This window comes from Dolichospermum sp. FACHB-1250, assembly GCF_014696335.1.
Lineage (GTDB): Bacteria > Cyanobacteriota > Cyanobacteriia > Cyanobacteriales > Nostocaceae > Dolichospermum > Dolichospermum planctonicum.
In genome coordinates this window covers 1-18,074 of sequence record NZ_JACJPZ010000004.1, presented here as the reverse complement: position 1 = coordinate 18,074, position 18,074 = coordinate 1, and the positions used below count along the sequence as shown (strand labels likewise).

Here is an 18,074-nt window from a genome sequence, read left to right as displayed (position 1 = left end):
TTTCACTTCACCTATATCTTTACCTATATCTAGGGTGTTTTAGCTGTCTTCGTAACGCAGCACTCCAGGCACAGAGGACGCACAGAGGAAGAGTGTTTATATGTTAGATTTGCGTCAAAATAGTGAAAGTTGACCTTCTTTTTTTAGTTTCCAACTGTTTTCTCCCATGCGTTCTCCTATGTCTTCTAACACACTCAAAATGGTTTGATCTTCTGGGGTAGTTCCATTTTTTAAAAGTGGTAATAAATGCAAAACTATTTGATCAAAGTTGGGATTTTTCTTTTCTCTTTCCATTCTGCGTAAGTAACTCATTAAGTAGTATTTAATTCTCAATTTTACATCTATATGTGATTTGAATTTTGCATCTTTTTTGAGAGTAAATAGTTCTGTTTTTTCATCATAGTCAAAATTACCTAATAAAATTGGTGTTAAATCAGAATATTCTTTTTTTAATAAGTCTAAAAAACCTAATTCTAAACCTTTAATAATTAGTTCATCGTTAATTTGTTCTAGAGTTGCACCATCATTTTTAGCTATAATTCCTTCAATAGTTTGAATGACAATTTCTGCAATATCCATTCCTAAGTTAGCTTTCATAATAGCTTTAGGACTGCGAACTTTACGAAAATTAATGATTAATTGTCCTGATAAAACTGTAAAAGGGTTTTGTCTCTTTTTAAAGCTTGTTTGGCCATTTTTTTGTGGTACTGCACCAATATATTCAAAACCGCAACTTTCCGCAGTATCAATAATTAAATGCCAAAATTCAGGATCTTTATGAGCAAATACAAATGATAACCACCGGTCAAATTTTAACACTCGATACATTTCTTTGATGCTTTCAGCTATTAATTGGTTATATTCATCTTTAGTTTTTTGATGTTCTCCTCCCTCAATTGCTTCTTGTTGATAGTCTGCTTCTGTTACTTCTAAATCTAACCAAGCATTCCACATTACAGATAAATCTAAATAGGGAATTTTCTTACCATAGGGAGGATCTGTATATATATAGTCTACACTTTCTTTGGGAATAAAACTTAAATTTGTGGCTGAACCTTTAATAATTTGTCCATAAGAAATAGTTTTTTCGTTAATAAAATATTCCATCTCTTTTTTTGCTGCAACTACTTTTTTAAATCGCATTTCAAAATAAGTTAAGATATCTATATCTACTGGTGAAGGAGCAATTCGATAACGATAATATCTAAAAGCAGAAGAATCTCCTCCTCCATCAGTGCGAACAGATGAAGAATGATAAGTTAAATTTACTTTTGTCAAAAGTCCAGAAAACATTAGCATTAATGAATTTCTAATATTTTTGTTTCTCTCTTTTTTAATAATTGACTTTAATAAACCTAACTGTGCTAATTGTTTATCACTAAATAACTGTTCTACAGTTTCCACGTCTGAACCTTTAGGTAATTGTAAACCTTGAGGATAGGGATATTTTATTAATGCTTTTTGAATATCAGGTTCCGTTTGAGGTTCTTTGTTTTCATATTCCGTTTTTACTCTTGCAAAAGCTACTGAAAGTTCATCAAAATCTACAGGAGCAATTAAAGAATTAACAAGAAATACAGCCATAGGATTAATATCTGTACTAATGGCTTTTCTATTATTCATTAAAGCTTCAATAGCTGTCACTCCACTACCACCAAAAGGATCAAGAATTAAATCTCCAGGTTGACTAAAGTTTTTAATATATTCAGCGACTACATTCCACGCTTGTTTAGTAAAATATCCATGAACTCCAAAATGTCTTTTAGCAGATTGTTTTTTAACTAAAATTTCTTCCAATAAAGGACGAGTATTATAATCGAAACTAACTTGAGGTTTAGCTGTAGCTATGGTAGTTTCATAATTAAAGTTTTTACCAGATTGAAAACTATTAGGTGATAAATATTGAGTTAATTTTTCCCAATGATATTCAATTTCATCCAGGTTAAAAAATAAAATAGGTATATTAGTTGCGGTGGTTTTAAATATAGAAAACTCTACACCATTACAAAGAGCAAAATAATTACTCCTAATTTCCGGGTGGGTAGCATAACTATAAACCTGTTCTATATGATCACCCTCTTTAATATTCTCATTTGGTGCTTTTGCGTCAAGTACCCAAGCAAAATTATTTTCTACCTTCAAAACATAATCAGGAACAAGATTTATAGGGCGTTTTTTACTACCAATCTTTAAAAAAGGATGTTGTAATGTTTTACTACGAATTATATTGATTTCTGTATACCCAAGTGCTTTTAAAATAGGCAGAATAATTACTTCTCTAACGCTATCTTCTTTGAAATCTGGATTTTTTTTTAGTGTCTGCAAGTTTAAATTTCCAAAAAGATTTTTCATTTTTACCCCTGATCAAATTTTTAGATTAGATGTGAGATTAGATGATTTTTCAGGCTATCTTTGAAGTTTATTATGGTAGATTCCCCTATTATAACACCTTAATAAAATAAAACCAAATCATACATAAAACTTAATTATTCAACAATTAAATTCAAATAAATTCAAAGTCCGACACTAATTTTTGAACAACAAAATCCCCGACTTTTAAAAATTAAATAAAAATCAAATAAAAATCAAATAAAAATCAAATAAAAATCAAATAGGAGTTTTATATATAGGTTAAGAGTTTTGATAAGAGAGACATCTTCATAAACATCAGTAAGTAGGGTAACGCAAAAAAACCGACATAAGTAACGAAAAGTAAAGTTGCCCAAAACCTGTTCCCTGTTCCCTGTTCCCTGTCCCCAGTTAAGAGTTCCCTTGTCATAACGACAATTTTTAACGCCAACCTACTTAATAGTTTAATTGTAATTGCTGTTATTTTTTAGGTGTTGCTTCACCAAATTTAATGACAAGGGAAATTGATATACTCACTATCAAAATCAATGTCATACTTAAAGCTGAACCAAAACCCCAATTTTGAGTAGCACCAAGAAACTGATTATAAACTAATCTGGCCGCTGTCATGCTGGAAGCACCTCCTAATAATTCGGGGTCAATAAAATCCCCTAATGCAGTAATAAAAACTAGCAATGAACCAGCCGCAATACCCGGTAAAACTTGAGGTACGGTCACTTTTAAAAAAGTTTGGATGGAATTTGCACCTAAATCAGCAGCAGCTTCTAATAGTCTTTTATCTAATTTTTCTAAGGAAGCATACAAAATTAATACCATGTAGGGTAATAGGCTGTAACTCATACCAATTAGTACGGCTAAATTACTATTGAGAATATCTAAAATTGGTAAACCAATACTGGTTAACAAACTATTTAATAATCCGCTGGGACGCAAAATAGTAATCCATGCGTAAGAACGTAATAAAGAAGAAGTCCATAAAGGTAATACAAAAGCTAATACTAACAAATTCTGCCAGCGATGTGGTACTATTACAGCAATCCAATAAGCAACGGGAAAACCTAGCATTAAGGTGATAATAGTAGTACCAAAGGCAAAAAAAAGTGAGTTGAATATCACCTTTAAATAAATCGGTGCAAAAATGTGAATATAATTACTAATACCACTGGGATTTACTAAATCACCCGGACGAATATCTGGGACTAAGCTTAACTCAAAAATGATTAATGTTGGCAAAAGTAATAATATTAATAACCAAATACCAGATGGTGCTAGTAATGTCAAGGGAGGTAGCCAATTTTTCCAGGCTGTTTGCAATTTGTCTGTTTTTTTCAGGTTGTTAGTAGATTCCATTTGAGTATGAGGATTTGGTGATTTTGGATGAGCATTACCCCACAAGGGTTATATATTTAATATTTAATATTTAAAATTGCCATTTTTCTGTATTTTGGTTTTGTGCTGTAACTGACCGATAAATCTAACCACAGAGGCACAGAGAACACAGAGGTAAGAGGTAAGGGGGTGATGTTTTACTTTATCATTAATTTTTTTATGTTAGTTATGTTAGTAATTGTGTCCAATATCTATCATAGATTTCTTCAAATTTTTCCAAGGGGGTAATCCGTTCACATTTTGCTAAAATTGATTCGGGAGGAAATAAATTGCTGTTCTGTTGAATTTTCTGTGGTAATTGCTCAAATGCTGCTCTATTAGGGGTAGAAATATATAATCTTTGGGCAATTTTGGCGGCTATGTCTGGTTGTAAAATTAAGTTGATCCAAGCATAAGCACCAGCTAGATTAGGGTTGGATTTAGGAATGACAATGGTATCTGTCCATAATGAAGAACCACTACGCGGAATGACAAATTTTAGTTTGGGGTTTTCTTTAGAAATTCTCACCGCGTCCGCAGAATAACACATCGCAATTAATAGGTCTCCCGCTAGGATTTTATTTTGCCAAGCATCTGTATCAAAAGCAGCAATGGCAGGTTTGAGTAATTTTAATTTTTGATATGCTTGTTTTATTTCATTTTCATTTTGTGAATTATAGGAGTATCCTAACATTCTCAAGCTTGCACCTATCACTTCCCGGACATCGTTGAGTAAGGTAATCCGTTTATTTAATTTATCTCGATTTTGCCACAGATATTCCCAATCTTCGGGAGGATTTGAGAGTTTTTCCGAGTTGTATAATAACCCTGTTGTTCCCCAATTAAAGGGAATACTATAACGGTTTTTGGGGTCATAAATGGGATTATTAAATTGTGGAAATAAGTTATCTAGTCCGATTAATCGCTGATGATCTATTTCTGCTAATAATCCTTTTTCTGCCATTTTCTGTACCATAAAATCTGATGGATAGATAATACTATAAGTACCACTTCCCCCAGCTTGCAATTTCGCTAACATGACATCATTCGATTCATATACATCTGCTATTACTTTCATCCCTGTTTGTCTGGTAAAGGTTGTTAGTAATTCTTTATCTGTATATTGTGTCCATGTGTAAATATATAGTTTATCACTTTGATTAGGGTTAATATCTTTTGAGCCTACATTGGCTAGTCTCCAACCACAACTACCTAAAGATAAGGTGGAAAAAACTGCGATTTTTTTGAGAAGTTTACGTCTGTTAATCATTGGGGGAAATTGAGTGTTGATAATTGATTCATAAGATATTATGCTATGCTAGGAATAATTGACCACAGATAAATATGGATGATTCCTATTTCTGCGGCTCAAATTAAAGTTTGTTATTTTCACTAATAGCTAAACAGTCAGCTTTTTCCCACCAAGTATAAATGGTTGTATTCCTTTCTAGTAAGTTAGTGAATGTATTCCGTTGTAAAACATTAATGTTCATACCGTTGATTAATTCTATGGTATAATTAACATGAGTACCTGAATACATGACATTAATTAACCTTCCCGCAAAGCAGTTTATGGGTATATTGGGTGGATATAGGGAAAGTTGGATTTTTTCGGGACGGACGCTAACTACTACATTTTGGGATTTTTCCAGGGGTGTTTGTTCGCAGCGATTCACAATCATCGTTAATCCGGTTTTAGTGGTAATTGTTACACATTCTGCGTCTATTTCGGCAATTTTACCACTAAATAAATTAGTATCACCGATGAAATCAGCTACAAAAACTGTTTGGGGACTTTCGTAAATTTGACTGGGAGTACCAATTTGTTCTATTCTGCCTTGATTCATCACGGCAATACGGTTAGATAGAGATAGCGCCTCTTCTTGATCATGTGTCACCATGATAAAGGTTAATCCTAACTCTTGGTGAAGATTGGATAGTTCAACCTGCATCTGTTTACGAAGTTTTAAGTCTAATGCTCCCAAGGGTTCATCTAATAGGACCACTGCGGGACGATTAACTAAAGCCCTTGCTAATGCTACCCGTTGTTGTTGACCACCGGAGAGTTGATGAGGAACACGCGATCGCAAGCTTTCCATTTTTACAAGTTTTAAAGCTTCCGTGACGCGACTATTAATTTCTGATTTGGATACTTTTTTTAATCGCAGTCCAAAAGCAATATTTTCCCACACATTTAAATGATTAAATAAAGCATAACTTTGAAATACTGTATTCACAGGTCGTTGATAAGGAGGAATATCGGTCATTAATTGACCCTGAATCAATAGTTTACCAGCATCAATTCTTTCAAATCCAGCAATTAAGCGCAGTGTAGTTGTCTTTCCACAACCAGATGGACCTAAAATACTAAAAAACTCTCCTTTTTTAACATTCAAATCTACACCCTGTACTGCGGGTTCTTGGTTAAAAAACTTAAATACGTTGCATAATTCAACATCAAGTGTCTGTGAGGATTTTAAATCCCTTTGATTTTTGATCGCAGTTTCAGCCATAATATCCAGTCCAATGTCCTAATCTCATATTTAATATGATTGTCAATTGTTAATTTTTCCCTGTTTAACCCAAAATTTCTTTTGGTCCTATGGCTATTTTACCACCATTGCTTAGTAGTCAAAAAAATACGCGCACAGTTGGACGTGGTGTCCAATCTACATTTATAATTTTATTCACATTATTAATGTTATCTGGTATTGGCGCTCGATTGGTCTATTTACAAATTGTACAAGGAGGGAAACATCGTCAACGCGCAGAATCTAACCGGGTGCGGATTATTCCTAAACAACCAGAAAGGGGTAATATTTTTGACAGAAATGGCAAATTATTAGCCAGCACTCGTTATCCTCGGTCTGTATATTTATGGCCTATGGCACATAAAAAATCCTCCTGGTCTGTCGTCGGTCCACGTCTAGCGCAAATTCTGGAAATTCCCCAAGCAGAGATTGAGAAAACTCTTCAAGAATCTGCTGTTAATCCCTCTTCACTGATTCGTATTGCTCGCAACTTAAATGAAGCCCAAGTTACAGCATTAAGAGAGTATGAAAATGAACTCCCAGGTGTGGAAATAAATACAGAAGCTGTTCGTTATTATCCCTATGGTAAAGAGTTAGCTCATGTACTTGGATACACCAGGGAAATTACGGCGGAACAGTTGGAAAAGAAGAAAGCCCAAGGCTACCGATTGGGTGATGTCATGGGTCAAATGGGTATAGAAAAGGCTTATGAAAAATTGTTAAGAGGTGAGTGGGGAGGTCAGCAAATAGAAGTAGATGGTAGCGGTAGACCCCTCCGAGTATTGGGAACTAAACAAGCAAAATCTGGTAATGATCTACATTTGACCATAGATTTAGAGACGCAAATAGCCGCAGAAAAGGCTTTAGGTAATCGAAATGGGGCAATAGTAGCAATTGACCCTAAAAATGGTGCTATATTAGCAATGGTGTCTCATCCCGGTTTTGACCCGAATATTTTTTCTAAACAAAAACTTTCCCAAAAAGATTGGGAAAGTCTCCAAGGTTCGGAACATCCTTTAGTTAATCGTGCTATTAGCGCCTTTCCTCCCGCTAGTACCTTTAAAATTGTCACCACCACAGCAGGACTAGAATCGGGACAATTTTCTCCAGATACAGTATTACAAACCTATGGTTCTTTAACTATTGGTGGGACTAGATTTGGTGAATGGAATCATGCTGGTTTTGGACCATTGGGTTTTGTGGGAGCGCTACAGTGGAGTAGTGATACCTTCTTTTATCAAATTGGGAAGCGGGTTGGCGGACCGACATTGATTTCATGGACTCGTAAATATGGATTTGGTCAAAAAACTGGTTTTGAATTTACTACAGAGGAAGCTAAAGGTTTAGTTCCCGATGAGAATTGGAAACAGAAAGTATGGAAAAGAGATTGGACTGTGGGTGATACTATAAATATGTCCATTGGCCAAGGGGCTTTACAAACTACACCTTTACAAGTCGCTGTCATGTTTGCTGTACCTGCTAATGGTGGTTATCGTGTCCAACCCCATTTACTCAAAGATCATGAAGAAGCTAAAAGTTGGAGAGAATCATTAAATCTCAAACCCACAACCGTCAAGGTTTTGCGTGCGGGATTACGGAAAGTAGTTAGCGAAGGCACAGGTAAGGTATTAAATACTCCGACTCTTCCCCCAGTAGCGGGTAAAAGTGGAACTGCGGAAGCTTGGAGACGAGGAGTTAAAGAAAATCACGCTTGGTTTGGGGCTTATGCACCCGCTGATAAACCAGAAATTTTAGTGGTGGCTTTTGCTGAACATTCCGGTGGTGGTGGTGGTAGTGTAGCAGCACCTATGATTTTAGCAGTAATGGAAAAACATTTTGCTCGCAAGTAGGTAAACCACCTTTACTTTGAAAACCATAGTTTTTGGGAATTACAAAGGAAATTAAAATTTACCAGTTTAAATTTACCAGTTTAAATTTACCAGTTTAAACCCCTCTATGCCAGCGTGTTCCTTCTTTGCTATCTATTAAGGTAACGCCTTTTCTTAATAGTTGCTCACGAATTTGATCAGATTCTGCAAAGTTTTTGGCTTTTCTTGCTACCTGTCTTTTTTGAATTAACTCCTCAATATCAACATCATTTATACCATGATTAACGGGATTTTCTACTTCTGCTTGGGCGGTTAAACCTAAAACATCTGCTAATCTAATTAGAGTTTGCCATTTTTGCAGTAATTCATTGGCAGGTGTTTCTGTTTTTCCTTGATGTATAATAATATTTCCTTCCCGATTTAGTTCTTTGGCTAATTCAAAAACTATTGCTAAACCACCAGGGAAATTAAAATCATCATTCACTGCTGCTTTAAATCTCTCAACCTCCGCATTTTGGATTTGAGATTTCAGATTTTGGATCAGGTTAGACTCATCCCACTCTAATTTTTTACCATGTTGATAACCGAAAAGTAAACCTTCTTTGAGCGTATGCCAGCCATTGGTTGCTGCTAATATGCCATCATCGGTAAAATCTATGGGTTTGCGGTATTGTGCCATTAAGACAAATAATCTTACCGCCATTGGATCTATGCCACGATCTAATAATTGCCGAATTGTGATAAAATTACCCAAGGATTTGGACATTTTTTCACCGTCCACCTTGACCATACCATTGTGTAACCAATAATTGGCTAAAGGTTTGCCAGTCACAGCTTCTGATTGAGCAATTTCGTTTTCATGATGGGGGAAAATTAAATCAGCACCACCAGCATGAATATCTATTGTATCACCCAAGCGATCGCGCACCATGGCAGAACACTCTATATGCCATCCTGGGCGGCCTTTTCCCCATGGAGACTCCCACGCAGGTTCACCAGGTTTTGCACCCTTCCACAGGGCAAAATCAAAGGGGTATTTCTTCTTTTGATATTCCGCGTCTTCGATATTTACCCGTTCACTAGCACCCGCTTGCATATCCTCTAATTTGCGTCCTGAAAGTTTGCCATATTCGCTAAAATTCTGTACCGCATAATAGACATCACCGTCAGCGGGATAAGCAAAACCTTTATGCTCTAAATCGTGAATTAATCTCTGAATCCCATTCATTGTATGTGTAGCGCGGGGATATTCGTCAGCTTCTTTAATTCCTAACCGCGACATATCCTCAAAATATGCCTGAATGTAGCGTTCTGCGACGATTTCCATGGAGGAATTTTCTTCTCTAGCCCGTTTGAGAATTTTATCATCAATATCCGTAAAATTTTGGATGTAATACACATCATAGCCGATAAACTTCAGGTATGAACGCACTATATCCCAGATAATAGACGTTCTAGCATGACCCAAATGGCAGTAATCATAAACTGTCACACCGCAGCAATACATTTTCACTTTTCCAGGTTCGACGGTGGTAAATTGCTCTTGACGACGGGTGAGAGTATTGTAAATAGATAGGGTCATAATAGAGGAATAAGGCATCTGACGATTAATAATGATAACGCAATTTGATGACAATGGTGTCATCCCAGATTAAGATCAAGCTGCATGGAGTAAGTTTATGGATGAATTTTGTTATAGTTGAAGGTCTTAGTAGCTAATAACTAACTATTAACTATTAACTATTATTAGTAATACTTGCTAATCTTGTCAACAACTGGAGGTAAAGTATGATTCAAGCATTACCCAAAACTAAATCAGTCACTTTTGAGGAATTTGTGGAATGGAAACCAGAAGGAAAGTATTATGAATTACATCATGGAGTAATTATTGAAATGAATCAACCATCAGGCAAGCATGAAGGGATTATCATTTTTTTGAATAGAAAAATAAACTCAGAATCTACACGTTTAGACTTACCCTATGGTATAGCAAAAACTGTTGTAGTTAAACCACCTGAAAATCAGTCTGCTTACTCACCAGATGTTTTACTTGTAAATCCCAATAATTTAATCAATGAACCATTATGGGAAAAAGAATCTACCCTTATCCAAGGTGCATCAATTCCCTTAGTGATTGAAGTTGTGAGTACAAATTGGCGTGTTGATTATTTAACAAAAGTCAAAGATTATGAAGAAATTGGTATTCCTGAATATTGGATTGTTGATTATTTAGCATTAGGAGGAACTCCCTATATCGGAAATCCTAAACAACCAACTATTTCTATCTATGATTTAATTAATGGGGAATATCAAGTGAGTCAATTTAGAGAAAATCAAACTATAGTTTCACGTACTTTCCCCGAATTAACCTTAACTGCTAACCAAATTTTTCAAGCTGGTATGTAAATATGTTATCGTCATGCAGAATCGCCAAAATCAAGATAAAATTAAAAACACATTAAAAACACACCAAAATCCTACTTTCTGACCATGCAAACAATAGTTAATTCCGACTCTCACGCAATGGAACTTACTAAAAAAGGTTTACCAGTAACCATTATTACCGGATTTCTCGGTAGCGGTAAGACTACTTTACTTAACCATATTCTCACAAATCAGCAAGGTGTGAAAACTGCTGTTTTAGTCAATGAATTTGGGGAAATTGGTATTGATAATGAATTAATTATTTCCACTGATGAAAACATGGTGGAATTGAGTAATGGCTGCATTTGTTGTACCATTAATAATGACTTAGTTGATGCTGTTTACAAGGTTTTAGAACGGGAAGAAAAGCTAGATTATCTAGTTGTCGAAACCACTGGTTTAGCTGATCCTTTACCAGTAGCTATGACATTTCTGGGTGCAGAATTACGAGATCTAACCCGATTAGATTCTATCATTACTGTAGTTGATGCCGCTAATTATAGCTTAGATTTATTCAATTCTGAAGCTGCTTTAAGTCAAATTACTTATGGTGATGTCATTATTCTCAATAAGACAGATTTAGTTGATGAAACCACTCTACAGGAATTGGAGAAAAAAATCAATAATATTAAGGAAGGAGCGCGGATTATTCGGACTACAAAATCTCAAGTTCCACTTCCTTTAATTCTCAGTGTTGGTTTGTTTGAATCTGATAAATACTTTGATTCCCACACAGAAGAACATCATGATCATTCTAATTGTGGTCACGAACATCACGATGATCATGATCATTCTACCTGTGGACATGAACATCATGATCATGAACATCATGATCATTCTAACCATTTAGAAAATGACGGTTTTACCTCTATTTCCTTCCAAAGTGATAAACCCTTTGCTATTAGAAAATTTCAATATTTCCTAGATAATCAATTACCTACAAATGTCTTCCGTGCTAAAGGTATTATGTGGTTTGAAGAAAGTCCTCAACGTCATATTTTCCATCTTTGTGGTAAACGCTTTACTATTGATGATGATCAATGGAAGAATGAAAATAAAAAGCAAAATCAGTTAGTGCTAATTGGTCAAAATCTAAATAGTGAAACCTTACTCCAGCAACTAGAAAATTGTATTTGTTTTCCTTCTACCAGCAAAGGTAAAGGATTTGGAAAGTAATCATTAGGAAATATTTTGTAGGTTGGGTTAAGCAACAGCGTAACCCAACAAATTTAATCCCAATTTAATCCCAATTTAATCCCAATTTAATCCCAATTTAATCCCAATTAAAAAACCAGAAATTATCCCAGAAATTATCATTTAACATCCTGAAAATAAACCTAATGAACAAATAATCCGCGCTTCCTGCTGTACATCTTCAGGATGAATAATACACAAAGAATTATTATCACGTAAAGAGACAATCATTGCCGCTAATTGTTCATCTGTAATTCCACTTTTCAACTGACGATTAATTTTAATCACTGTGGTTTCTTTTAAAGGATAAAGATAGATTTCTTCAACAGCTTTTTTCAAATTTTGCCAATCTTCTCCTAATGGAAATAACGGTGTTTCCGTTCTTTTAATATAAGCATCTAATTTATAATAGGTGCGATATCTTGCACTTTTAGGACTTCCCAATTGTCCTCCCGTTGAGTTTTGCTGTTCTAAGATTAAATCAGCCCCTTGAGAGACAATTTCATGGTGTTGGGGATGTCTTTTTAAGGGGGGTGTATCCCGGTTACATCTAGCAACTCTTAATATTCTCATTTGCGATTGAGTAACGCTTTTACCTTCCTTATTTATCCACGCTAAAGCATCCGTACCTTCAGCAGTTCGCAAATACATTAATACCCCTTGAGGATCTAAATTTGTACCTTCATATTCGCGGGTAGAATAAATAACATTAGGAAGACTTTTGATAATTTGTTCTAAACTAGGATCAGCATCTATAGCATTTTTCCAAATTTGAAAAGCTTCCGATGTTAAATCAACTTCTCCATCATCCTCTTTATCAAAGATACCTGATTTTTCATGATAAAGATCAAGTATTTCCTGATCAGAAAGACTATCTTCAAAAAATGCTTCATCTGTTCCCACCACATTCGCATTTTGTTGTAATCTTTCACTTAATCTCCCTCGTAAATTAATTAATTCTTCCACTCCCTCCGCAGGTAAAAACGAATAACAGAGAATTTCTGAGGCTTTTTGGCCAATTCTATCTACTCTACCAATTCTTTGAATTAAGCGAATAATTGCCCAAGGTAGGTCATAATTAATAATTATCCGACAATCCTGTAAATTTTGACCTTCACTTAAAACATCGGTAGCAATTAAAATTCTAATTTGTTGTTCCTGGAGAATATTTTGTTTATTACTTTCTGGACTAAAACGATAAGCTAATGCTGTCGGATCATTTATTTTTCCTGTCACTAATGCGGTTTGAGTGATATTGGTTTTTTCTAAACACTCCTGTAAATAACGCGCTGTATCTGCAAATTGGGTAAATATCAATATCTTCTCATTTTCATGAGTTTCCGTGATTAATTTTTGCAAAGTTTGTAATTTTTGATCTTCTTGATAATTCCATTCTCCACAATTATGTAATAACTTCAATAATGATAAAGCATCTTCCCGGAGATGTTTTTTTAATTCAGATTTGAATAATCGAGAATCTAACCATTTAAACCGTTTTTGGTACTTATTTTGATAGAGTTCATAAATAGCCTTTGCTTGACGTTTATATTCTGCTTCTTTACTTGTTAAACTGGCAAAATTCACCTCATCATTATGATCATCATTTTCTTCATGATCATCATCAGCTATTTCAAAATCTAAATTGGTAGAATTAATATTATCAGCATCTTCATCATTATTAGTAGTATCTAAAAACTCTGCATCTTGTGTACCAATAGGAATATCTAATTTATTTTCTAAAGCATGAAGATATACATAATTCCGTAAAATATGACGTTCTAAAGATTCTAAAAAAGCATTACCACTACTTTCTAATCTTTTAAATAAATTCGTGCGACAAAAACCCATTAACCTTCTACCACCACGGGATAAACTATTTAATATCTGTTGTTGTGCTGCTGTGGGAGGTTGTTTATATTTATCTAAAGTGTAATTTCCTAAACCATAACGGGGTAATGATAAAGAATTAATAATTTCTACTACCTCACCAGAGTATAATTTTCCATAATTATCATCATTATTAATCGTAAATTTAGCAGTTTTCGGGATACGGGTAGGAAAATAAGAACGAGTACCATTGGGAAATTGTAAATATTTACGTTCATTTATAGGGTCTGTATCAGCATAATTATTTTTAATGAAACTGCGGGTTCTTCTAATCATATAACGATTCATTAATAATTGCCAATCTTCAAAATATTCACTTTTTTCAAATGCTGCTAAAGTGCTAATATTAGTTTGGGGATGTTTGCGGTTAAACTCATGTTCACCTCCTAATTCCTTGATTAAATTATCTGGTTTAATAATTAAATTTTTATCTTCAGGAACGAATAACCGTAACTGTGCAGATAAGTCAAAATAGCTTTTATTATAGGGAGTTGCTGTTAATAAAATACAACGACTTCCACTTTGTTCTATATATTCCTTAATAGCTGCGTAACGTTGTCCTTCTCTATTTCTTAAATTATGACTTTCATCTATTAAGACTAACCGAAAACGTGCCGGAATTGTCGGTAATATTTTACCAACTTGACTAATAGAAATTACTTTAGCTGTTAACCCATATTCATCTTTATAATTTTCCCACATAGAAACGAGATTTTTTGGACAAATAATCAAGGTACTAATTCCAAGTTCCTCTTCAATAATTTTCGCTATCGCAGTTCCGACTAAGGTTTTTCCTAATCCTACCACATCACCAATCAAAACACCACCACGACGGTTAACATAATGGGCAGCAATTCGTACTGCTGCTGCTTGAAAAGGGAATAATTGAAAATCATAAGGTATAGTATATTGACTTAAACCATCTCGCGCTTCTTGAGAGAGATGATAGGCCATTTTCAGATAAACATAATAGGGAGAAATTAACTTTTCCGTTGCCCAACTTTCATCTATAATTTCTGCCAATTCATCAGAAATATCTATACAAAATCTATCTTCCCAACGTTCATCAAACCAGGTTTGTAATTTATTGGTTGCATCATTATCTAGGATATCAACATTTAATTCTCCTTGGGTTGATAAACCAGAAAAAGTTAAATTACTACTTCCTAAAAAAGCGATCGCTTTTAAATTATGATGGCTTTGAGGCATTAAATAAAGTTTAGCATGAAGGGGACGACGTAAATATAATTTAACTATTACTTTTTTAGATTTTAATTGTGATTTCAGTCTTTTTAAACCCAATTCATCATCATTATTTGGTTTTCCGATCATTAATTGTTGACTAAATTCCTGGACTATGCGTTCTCTCAGGTTATTTGCGTCACCCTGGGATATGGGTTTAGGAGATATTCCTAAACCTAAAACTTGGTTAAGTTCGTCTTTGGGTAATTTCTGCATTCCAATTAATAAGCGACAACAGTTATTTTCTCCTCCGGTAAATTGTTCTATTTCTTCCTGGATTAATTTCCATCCCCGTAAGTTGAAATAACCTACACAAAAATCTGCCCTATGGGCATCTTTGAGGCTTTCTTTGAGTTGGGGTAGTAGTTTTTCGTTGATATTATCAAATATGTGTGGCATAGTTTTTATTAATTACCAAATTCTTGTTGAAAAATATCCTCAATTTGCGCTTGCAGCATAGGAACTTTATTTTGCACAATATCCCAAATTGTTTCATTTTCCAAGCTGAAATAAGCATGAGCTAAAACATCCCTTAAACCTGCTATTTTTCGCCATTCTACCGCAGGATAAAGATTTCTAGTTTCCGTCGGTACTTGCTTAATTGCCTCCCCGATAATTTGTAGATTTCGCAGTACAGCATCAAACCTCAATTCATCTTCAAAAAATTGCTCATAGTTCATACCCTTTGTATAACGCAAAACTTTATGACAACTATTTAAAATGTCCTCAAAATACAATCTAAGACTACGAGACATAGATAACCTCTGTTTCCACCACATTTCTAATTTGAGGCTTTAACATCTTCTTGCTAACTACATCTACCGAACAGCCTAAACTATCCTCCAGAAAAAATTTTAAATCCATATAGCAGTCAAATGTCACTTTTCCTTCAAATTCAACTAATAAATCAACATCACTTTTAGCTGTCGCTTCATCTCTCGCTACCGAACCAAATAACCCCAAAGATTTTACACCATAACCTCTAATCTCCGCCGCATGATCTTTTAAAAAAGTGATTATTTTTTCTCGTTTCATTTTTTTAACTCCTTAAACATTTTTTATTTGTCAAAATTTAGTGATCCATTATGATGATCCTACCGAACCTGTAGCTTTAGAAGATTGGGAATGTTTACAATCATCTTACTTGATACACACTCTTCTGTGAGCCAATTTGGTTCATTCACTTAGCCAATTCCTTGAGTACATGACGAAATTTTTGGCTACCTTCGCGGTAAATTGTCATTGCTTTCTCAAATTCTGGGTTATAAGCACTGAGTTGAAGTTCATGTTCAGTTTTTGTTACAAATACGGTATCTCCTTCGGAAAGATTGAGTTTTTTTAACAATTCTTGAGAAAATGTTACCCCGACTGAATTACCAATTTTGTGTAATTTTAAAGTTTGTATCATGATTATTTCTAGGATGTAGTTACGAGTGTAGTTACTATTTTATTTTAACAGGATTTACGCAGTCGGACGCACTATAGAATTTATCATTGATTGACACAATTAAAAAAAACCAGTAACAGATATTTGTTTTTATTTATAAATTGTCGGGGTAATTCATGAATTACCCCTATGTTGAGGTTATTTAACCATTTCCCGATAAGCATTTAAAGCCGCATTTTTCACTTCTTCTGCTACAATGGGAAAGGTACTCAATATATGACTAAATTCTGTTTCTGTTAATCCATATAAATGGGCAATTATTCCATCTAATTCCGCGCGGATTTTTCCCCTTTCTCTCTCGTCTGTAACTCCGTTTTCATGACTTGTTAATCCTACTTCTCTCGCTAGTTCATCATACTCTGCTGTGGTACAGATTAGTTTGGCTGCACGTTCTACTATTTCTTGAAAATATGCGTCTTTTTCTGTTAATCTGGGTACTGGTAATTGATAAATGTAGAACATATTAAGATTAGTCAATATTTGTTGACGAATAAACCAATCACAAATAAAACTTGATAAAATACTAACAATAGCTAAAAGTTGTTGTGGTGAATATAATTCTTTTTGAGCTAATTTTTTATTAAAAATTTCATCATTAATAGGGATACTTAGCATTAAAGAATTACCAGCAATGACATTCTTAGGAATTATAGAAACGACTAATGCTCTTTCATTTGTTGCTCCTGTAACTGTTCTTATTCCTAACCTATAATATTGATAACCTAATTTAATATTATCTGAATTAGTATCTATTTTTAGATTAGCTTGTTTTGCCAATTTATTAATATTTGTAATGCGAGGTGAAATTAATTTTTCTGTAGCTGTTTCTTGATCTAACCAATATCTAATATCATTTAAACCATGAGAAAAATGCCAAATCATTTTCCCTTCATATAAAGGTAATCTTCTCTTTCCCGGTTCAGTTTTAAACAAATGACTATCATTAGTCATATCAAATTCACGAGTTAACTTTAAATTCCACTTATCCTGAATTTCCTCCCCCAACAACGGAAAGCGACTCATTTTTTCCGCAATGAAAATATCTAAATCAGATTTAAACTCCATTACCGAAATAGAATCAGGAGATAAGCGTTTAATTAAATCCACAGAAATATGAATACAATCATCATCAGGAAAACTATTTAATTCTCCCACATCATGACGCATAAACCTAGCCGGAAATGATAAAGTTTTATTACCATTTTCAAAAGTCAAAACCACAAACTTAAAACTTTTATGTACCCCTTCAAAAATAGCCTTTCTATTTTCAAAACAGAATAAACTAGTGATCTTAGTTTGGGAAAACAACATTTCCCGTAATTGCTTAGTTCCCAAATCAGTATAAATACCGCTAGGAATAACCAAACCACATTCACCATTTTCAGAAAGTAAATTAACACATTGTTCCACAAACAACTTATATAAATTAATATCAGTTCCCTGTTTTTTCCCATTAACCACAGAAATCTGATTAAGATATTGTTCCGCACTTCTAAAATATAAACTGACATGAGGATATTGACTTTGATACCTTAACCAAGCAGTAGCAATTTCAGGATTTGCTAATAACTGCTTTTGTTCCTTCTCAAAAGTCTTAATATCCATTTTCCTACGAGTAACTAAATCACTATATTCCGCAAAAAACTCCTTAGCTTGTGGTTTAAAAATCTCCCAAGGAGGATTACCCAAAATAATATCAAAACCACCCCTAGCAATAATTTGATCAAAATGATAACCCCAATGAAAAGGTTTTAAAACCTCCATATCCGCAATATTTAAAAC

13 protein-coding genes are annotated in these 18,074 nt (G+C 34.2%); 3 read left to right on the top strand and 10 right to left on the bottom strand.

The genetic code is table 11. The features are described from left to right. Nucleotides 1–114: 114 nt before the first annotated feature. The 4 genes from H6F39_RS02235 to H6F39_RS02220 form a co-directional block, all read right to left on the bottom strand. Entirely contained in the window at nt 115–2,352 is a 2,238-nt protein-coding gene (locus H6F39_RS02235; RefSeq protein ID WP_190396142.1) for a DNA methyltransferase, read from the bottom strand. A 477-nt stretch (nt 2,353–2,829) separates the two neighbouring features. Next, a complete protein-coding gene (locus H6F39_RS02230) occupies nt 2,830–3,720 on the bottom strand; it encodes an ABC transporter permease (protein WP_190371867.1) in 891 nt (296 codons plus the stop codon). A 205-nt stretch (nt 3,721–3,925) separates the two neighbouring features. After that, nucleotides 3,926–5,008 (bottom strand): spermidine/putrescine ABC transporter substrate-binding protein, encoded by a 1,083-nt coding sequence (locus H6F39_RS02225; RefSeq protein WP_190371866.1) that lies wholly within the window; start codon nt 5,006–5,008, stop codon nt 3,926–3,928. 103 nt (nt 5,009–5,111) lie between these two features. Then, entirely contained in the window at nt 5,112–6,251 is a 1,140-nt protein-coding gene (locus H6F39_RS02220; protein WP_137907454.1) for an ABC transporter ATP-binding protein, read from the bottom strand. An 89-nt stretch (nt 6,252–6,340) separates the two neighbouring features. On the opposite strand from H6F39_RS02220, the gene mrdA reads away from it, so the two are divergent. After that, nucleotides 6,341–8,119: a penicillin-binding protein 2 gene (gene mrdA, locus H6F39_RS02215; RefSeq protein WP_190396141.1), complete on the top strand. Its 1,779-nt coding sequence runs from the start codon at nt 6,341–6,343 to the stop codon at nt 8,117–8,119. 94 nt (nt 8,120–8,213) lie between these two features. Here the strand turns inward: mrdA and cysS are convergent, their stop codons facing one another. Next, nucleotides 8,214–9,680, bottom strand: a complete 1,467-nt coding sequence (gene cysS / locus H6F39_RS02210; RefSeq protein ID WP_190396169.1) for a cysteine--tRNA ligase — start codon at nt 9,678–9,680, stop codon at nt 8,214–8,216. A gap of 206 nt (nt 9,681–9,886) precedes the next feature. Here cysS and H6F39_RS02205 point away from each other — a divergent pair, with 206 nt between their 5' ends. Next, entirely contained in the window at nt 9,887–10,504 is a 618-nt protein-coding gene (locus tag H6F39_RS02205) for a Uma2 family endonuclease (RefSeq protein ID WP_137907451.1), read from the top strand. 84 nt (nt 10,505–10,588) lie between these two features. After that, complete coding sequence (locus H6F39_RS02200) at nt 10,589–11,698, top strand: GTP-binding protein (RefSeq protein WP_190396140.1); 1,110 nt, start codon at nt 10,589–10,591, stop codon at nt 11,696–11,698. A 141-nt stretch (nt 11,699–11,839) separates the two neighbouring features. Here H6F39_RS02200 and H6F39_RS02195 read toward each other — a convergent pair whose 3' ends face one another. From H6F39_RS02195 to H6F39_RS02175, 5 genes are all read right to left on the bottom strand, one after another. Next, a complete protein-coding gene (locus tag H6F39_RS02195; protein WP_190396139.1) occupies nt 11,840–15,244 on the bottom strand; it encodes a helicase-related protein in 3,405 nt (1,134 codons plus the stop codon). A gap of 8 nt (nt 15,245–15,252) precedes the next feature. Continuing rightward, on the bottom strand, nt 15,253–15,600 hold the full coding sequence (locus H6F39_RS02190) for a DUF86 domain-containing protein (protein ID WP_190396138.1): 348 nt from the start codon (nt 15,598–15,600) through the stop codon (nt 15,253–15,255). After that, complete coding sequence (locus H6F39_RS02185; RefSeq protein WP_190396137.1) at nt 15,590–15,880, bottom strand: nucleotidyltransferase family protein; 291 nt, start codon at nt 15,878–15,880, stop codon at nt 15,590–15,592. Before H6F39_RS02185 ends, H6F39_RS02190 begins: the two co-directional genes overlap by 11 nt. A gap of 145 nt (nt 15,881–16,025) precedes the next feature. Continuing rightward, the gene (locus H6F39_RS02180; protein ID WP_190396136.1) at nt 16,026–16,253 is read right to left on the bottom strand and encodes an AbrB/MazE/SpoVT family DNA-binding domain-containing protein; all 228 of its coding nucleotides are present in this window, start codon (nt 16,251–16,253) and stop codon (nt 16,026–16,028) included. Nucleotides 16,254–16,430: 177 nt separating this feature from the next. Continuing rightward, nucleotides 16,431–18,074: Eco57I restriction-modification methylase domain-containing protein (locus H6F39_RS02175; RefSeq protein WP_190396135.1), on the bottom strand; the 1,644-nt coding region annotated here is incomplete at its 5' end.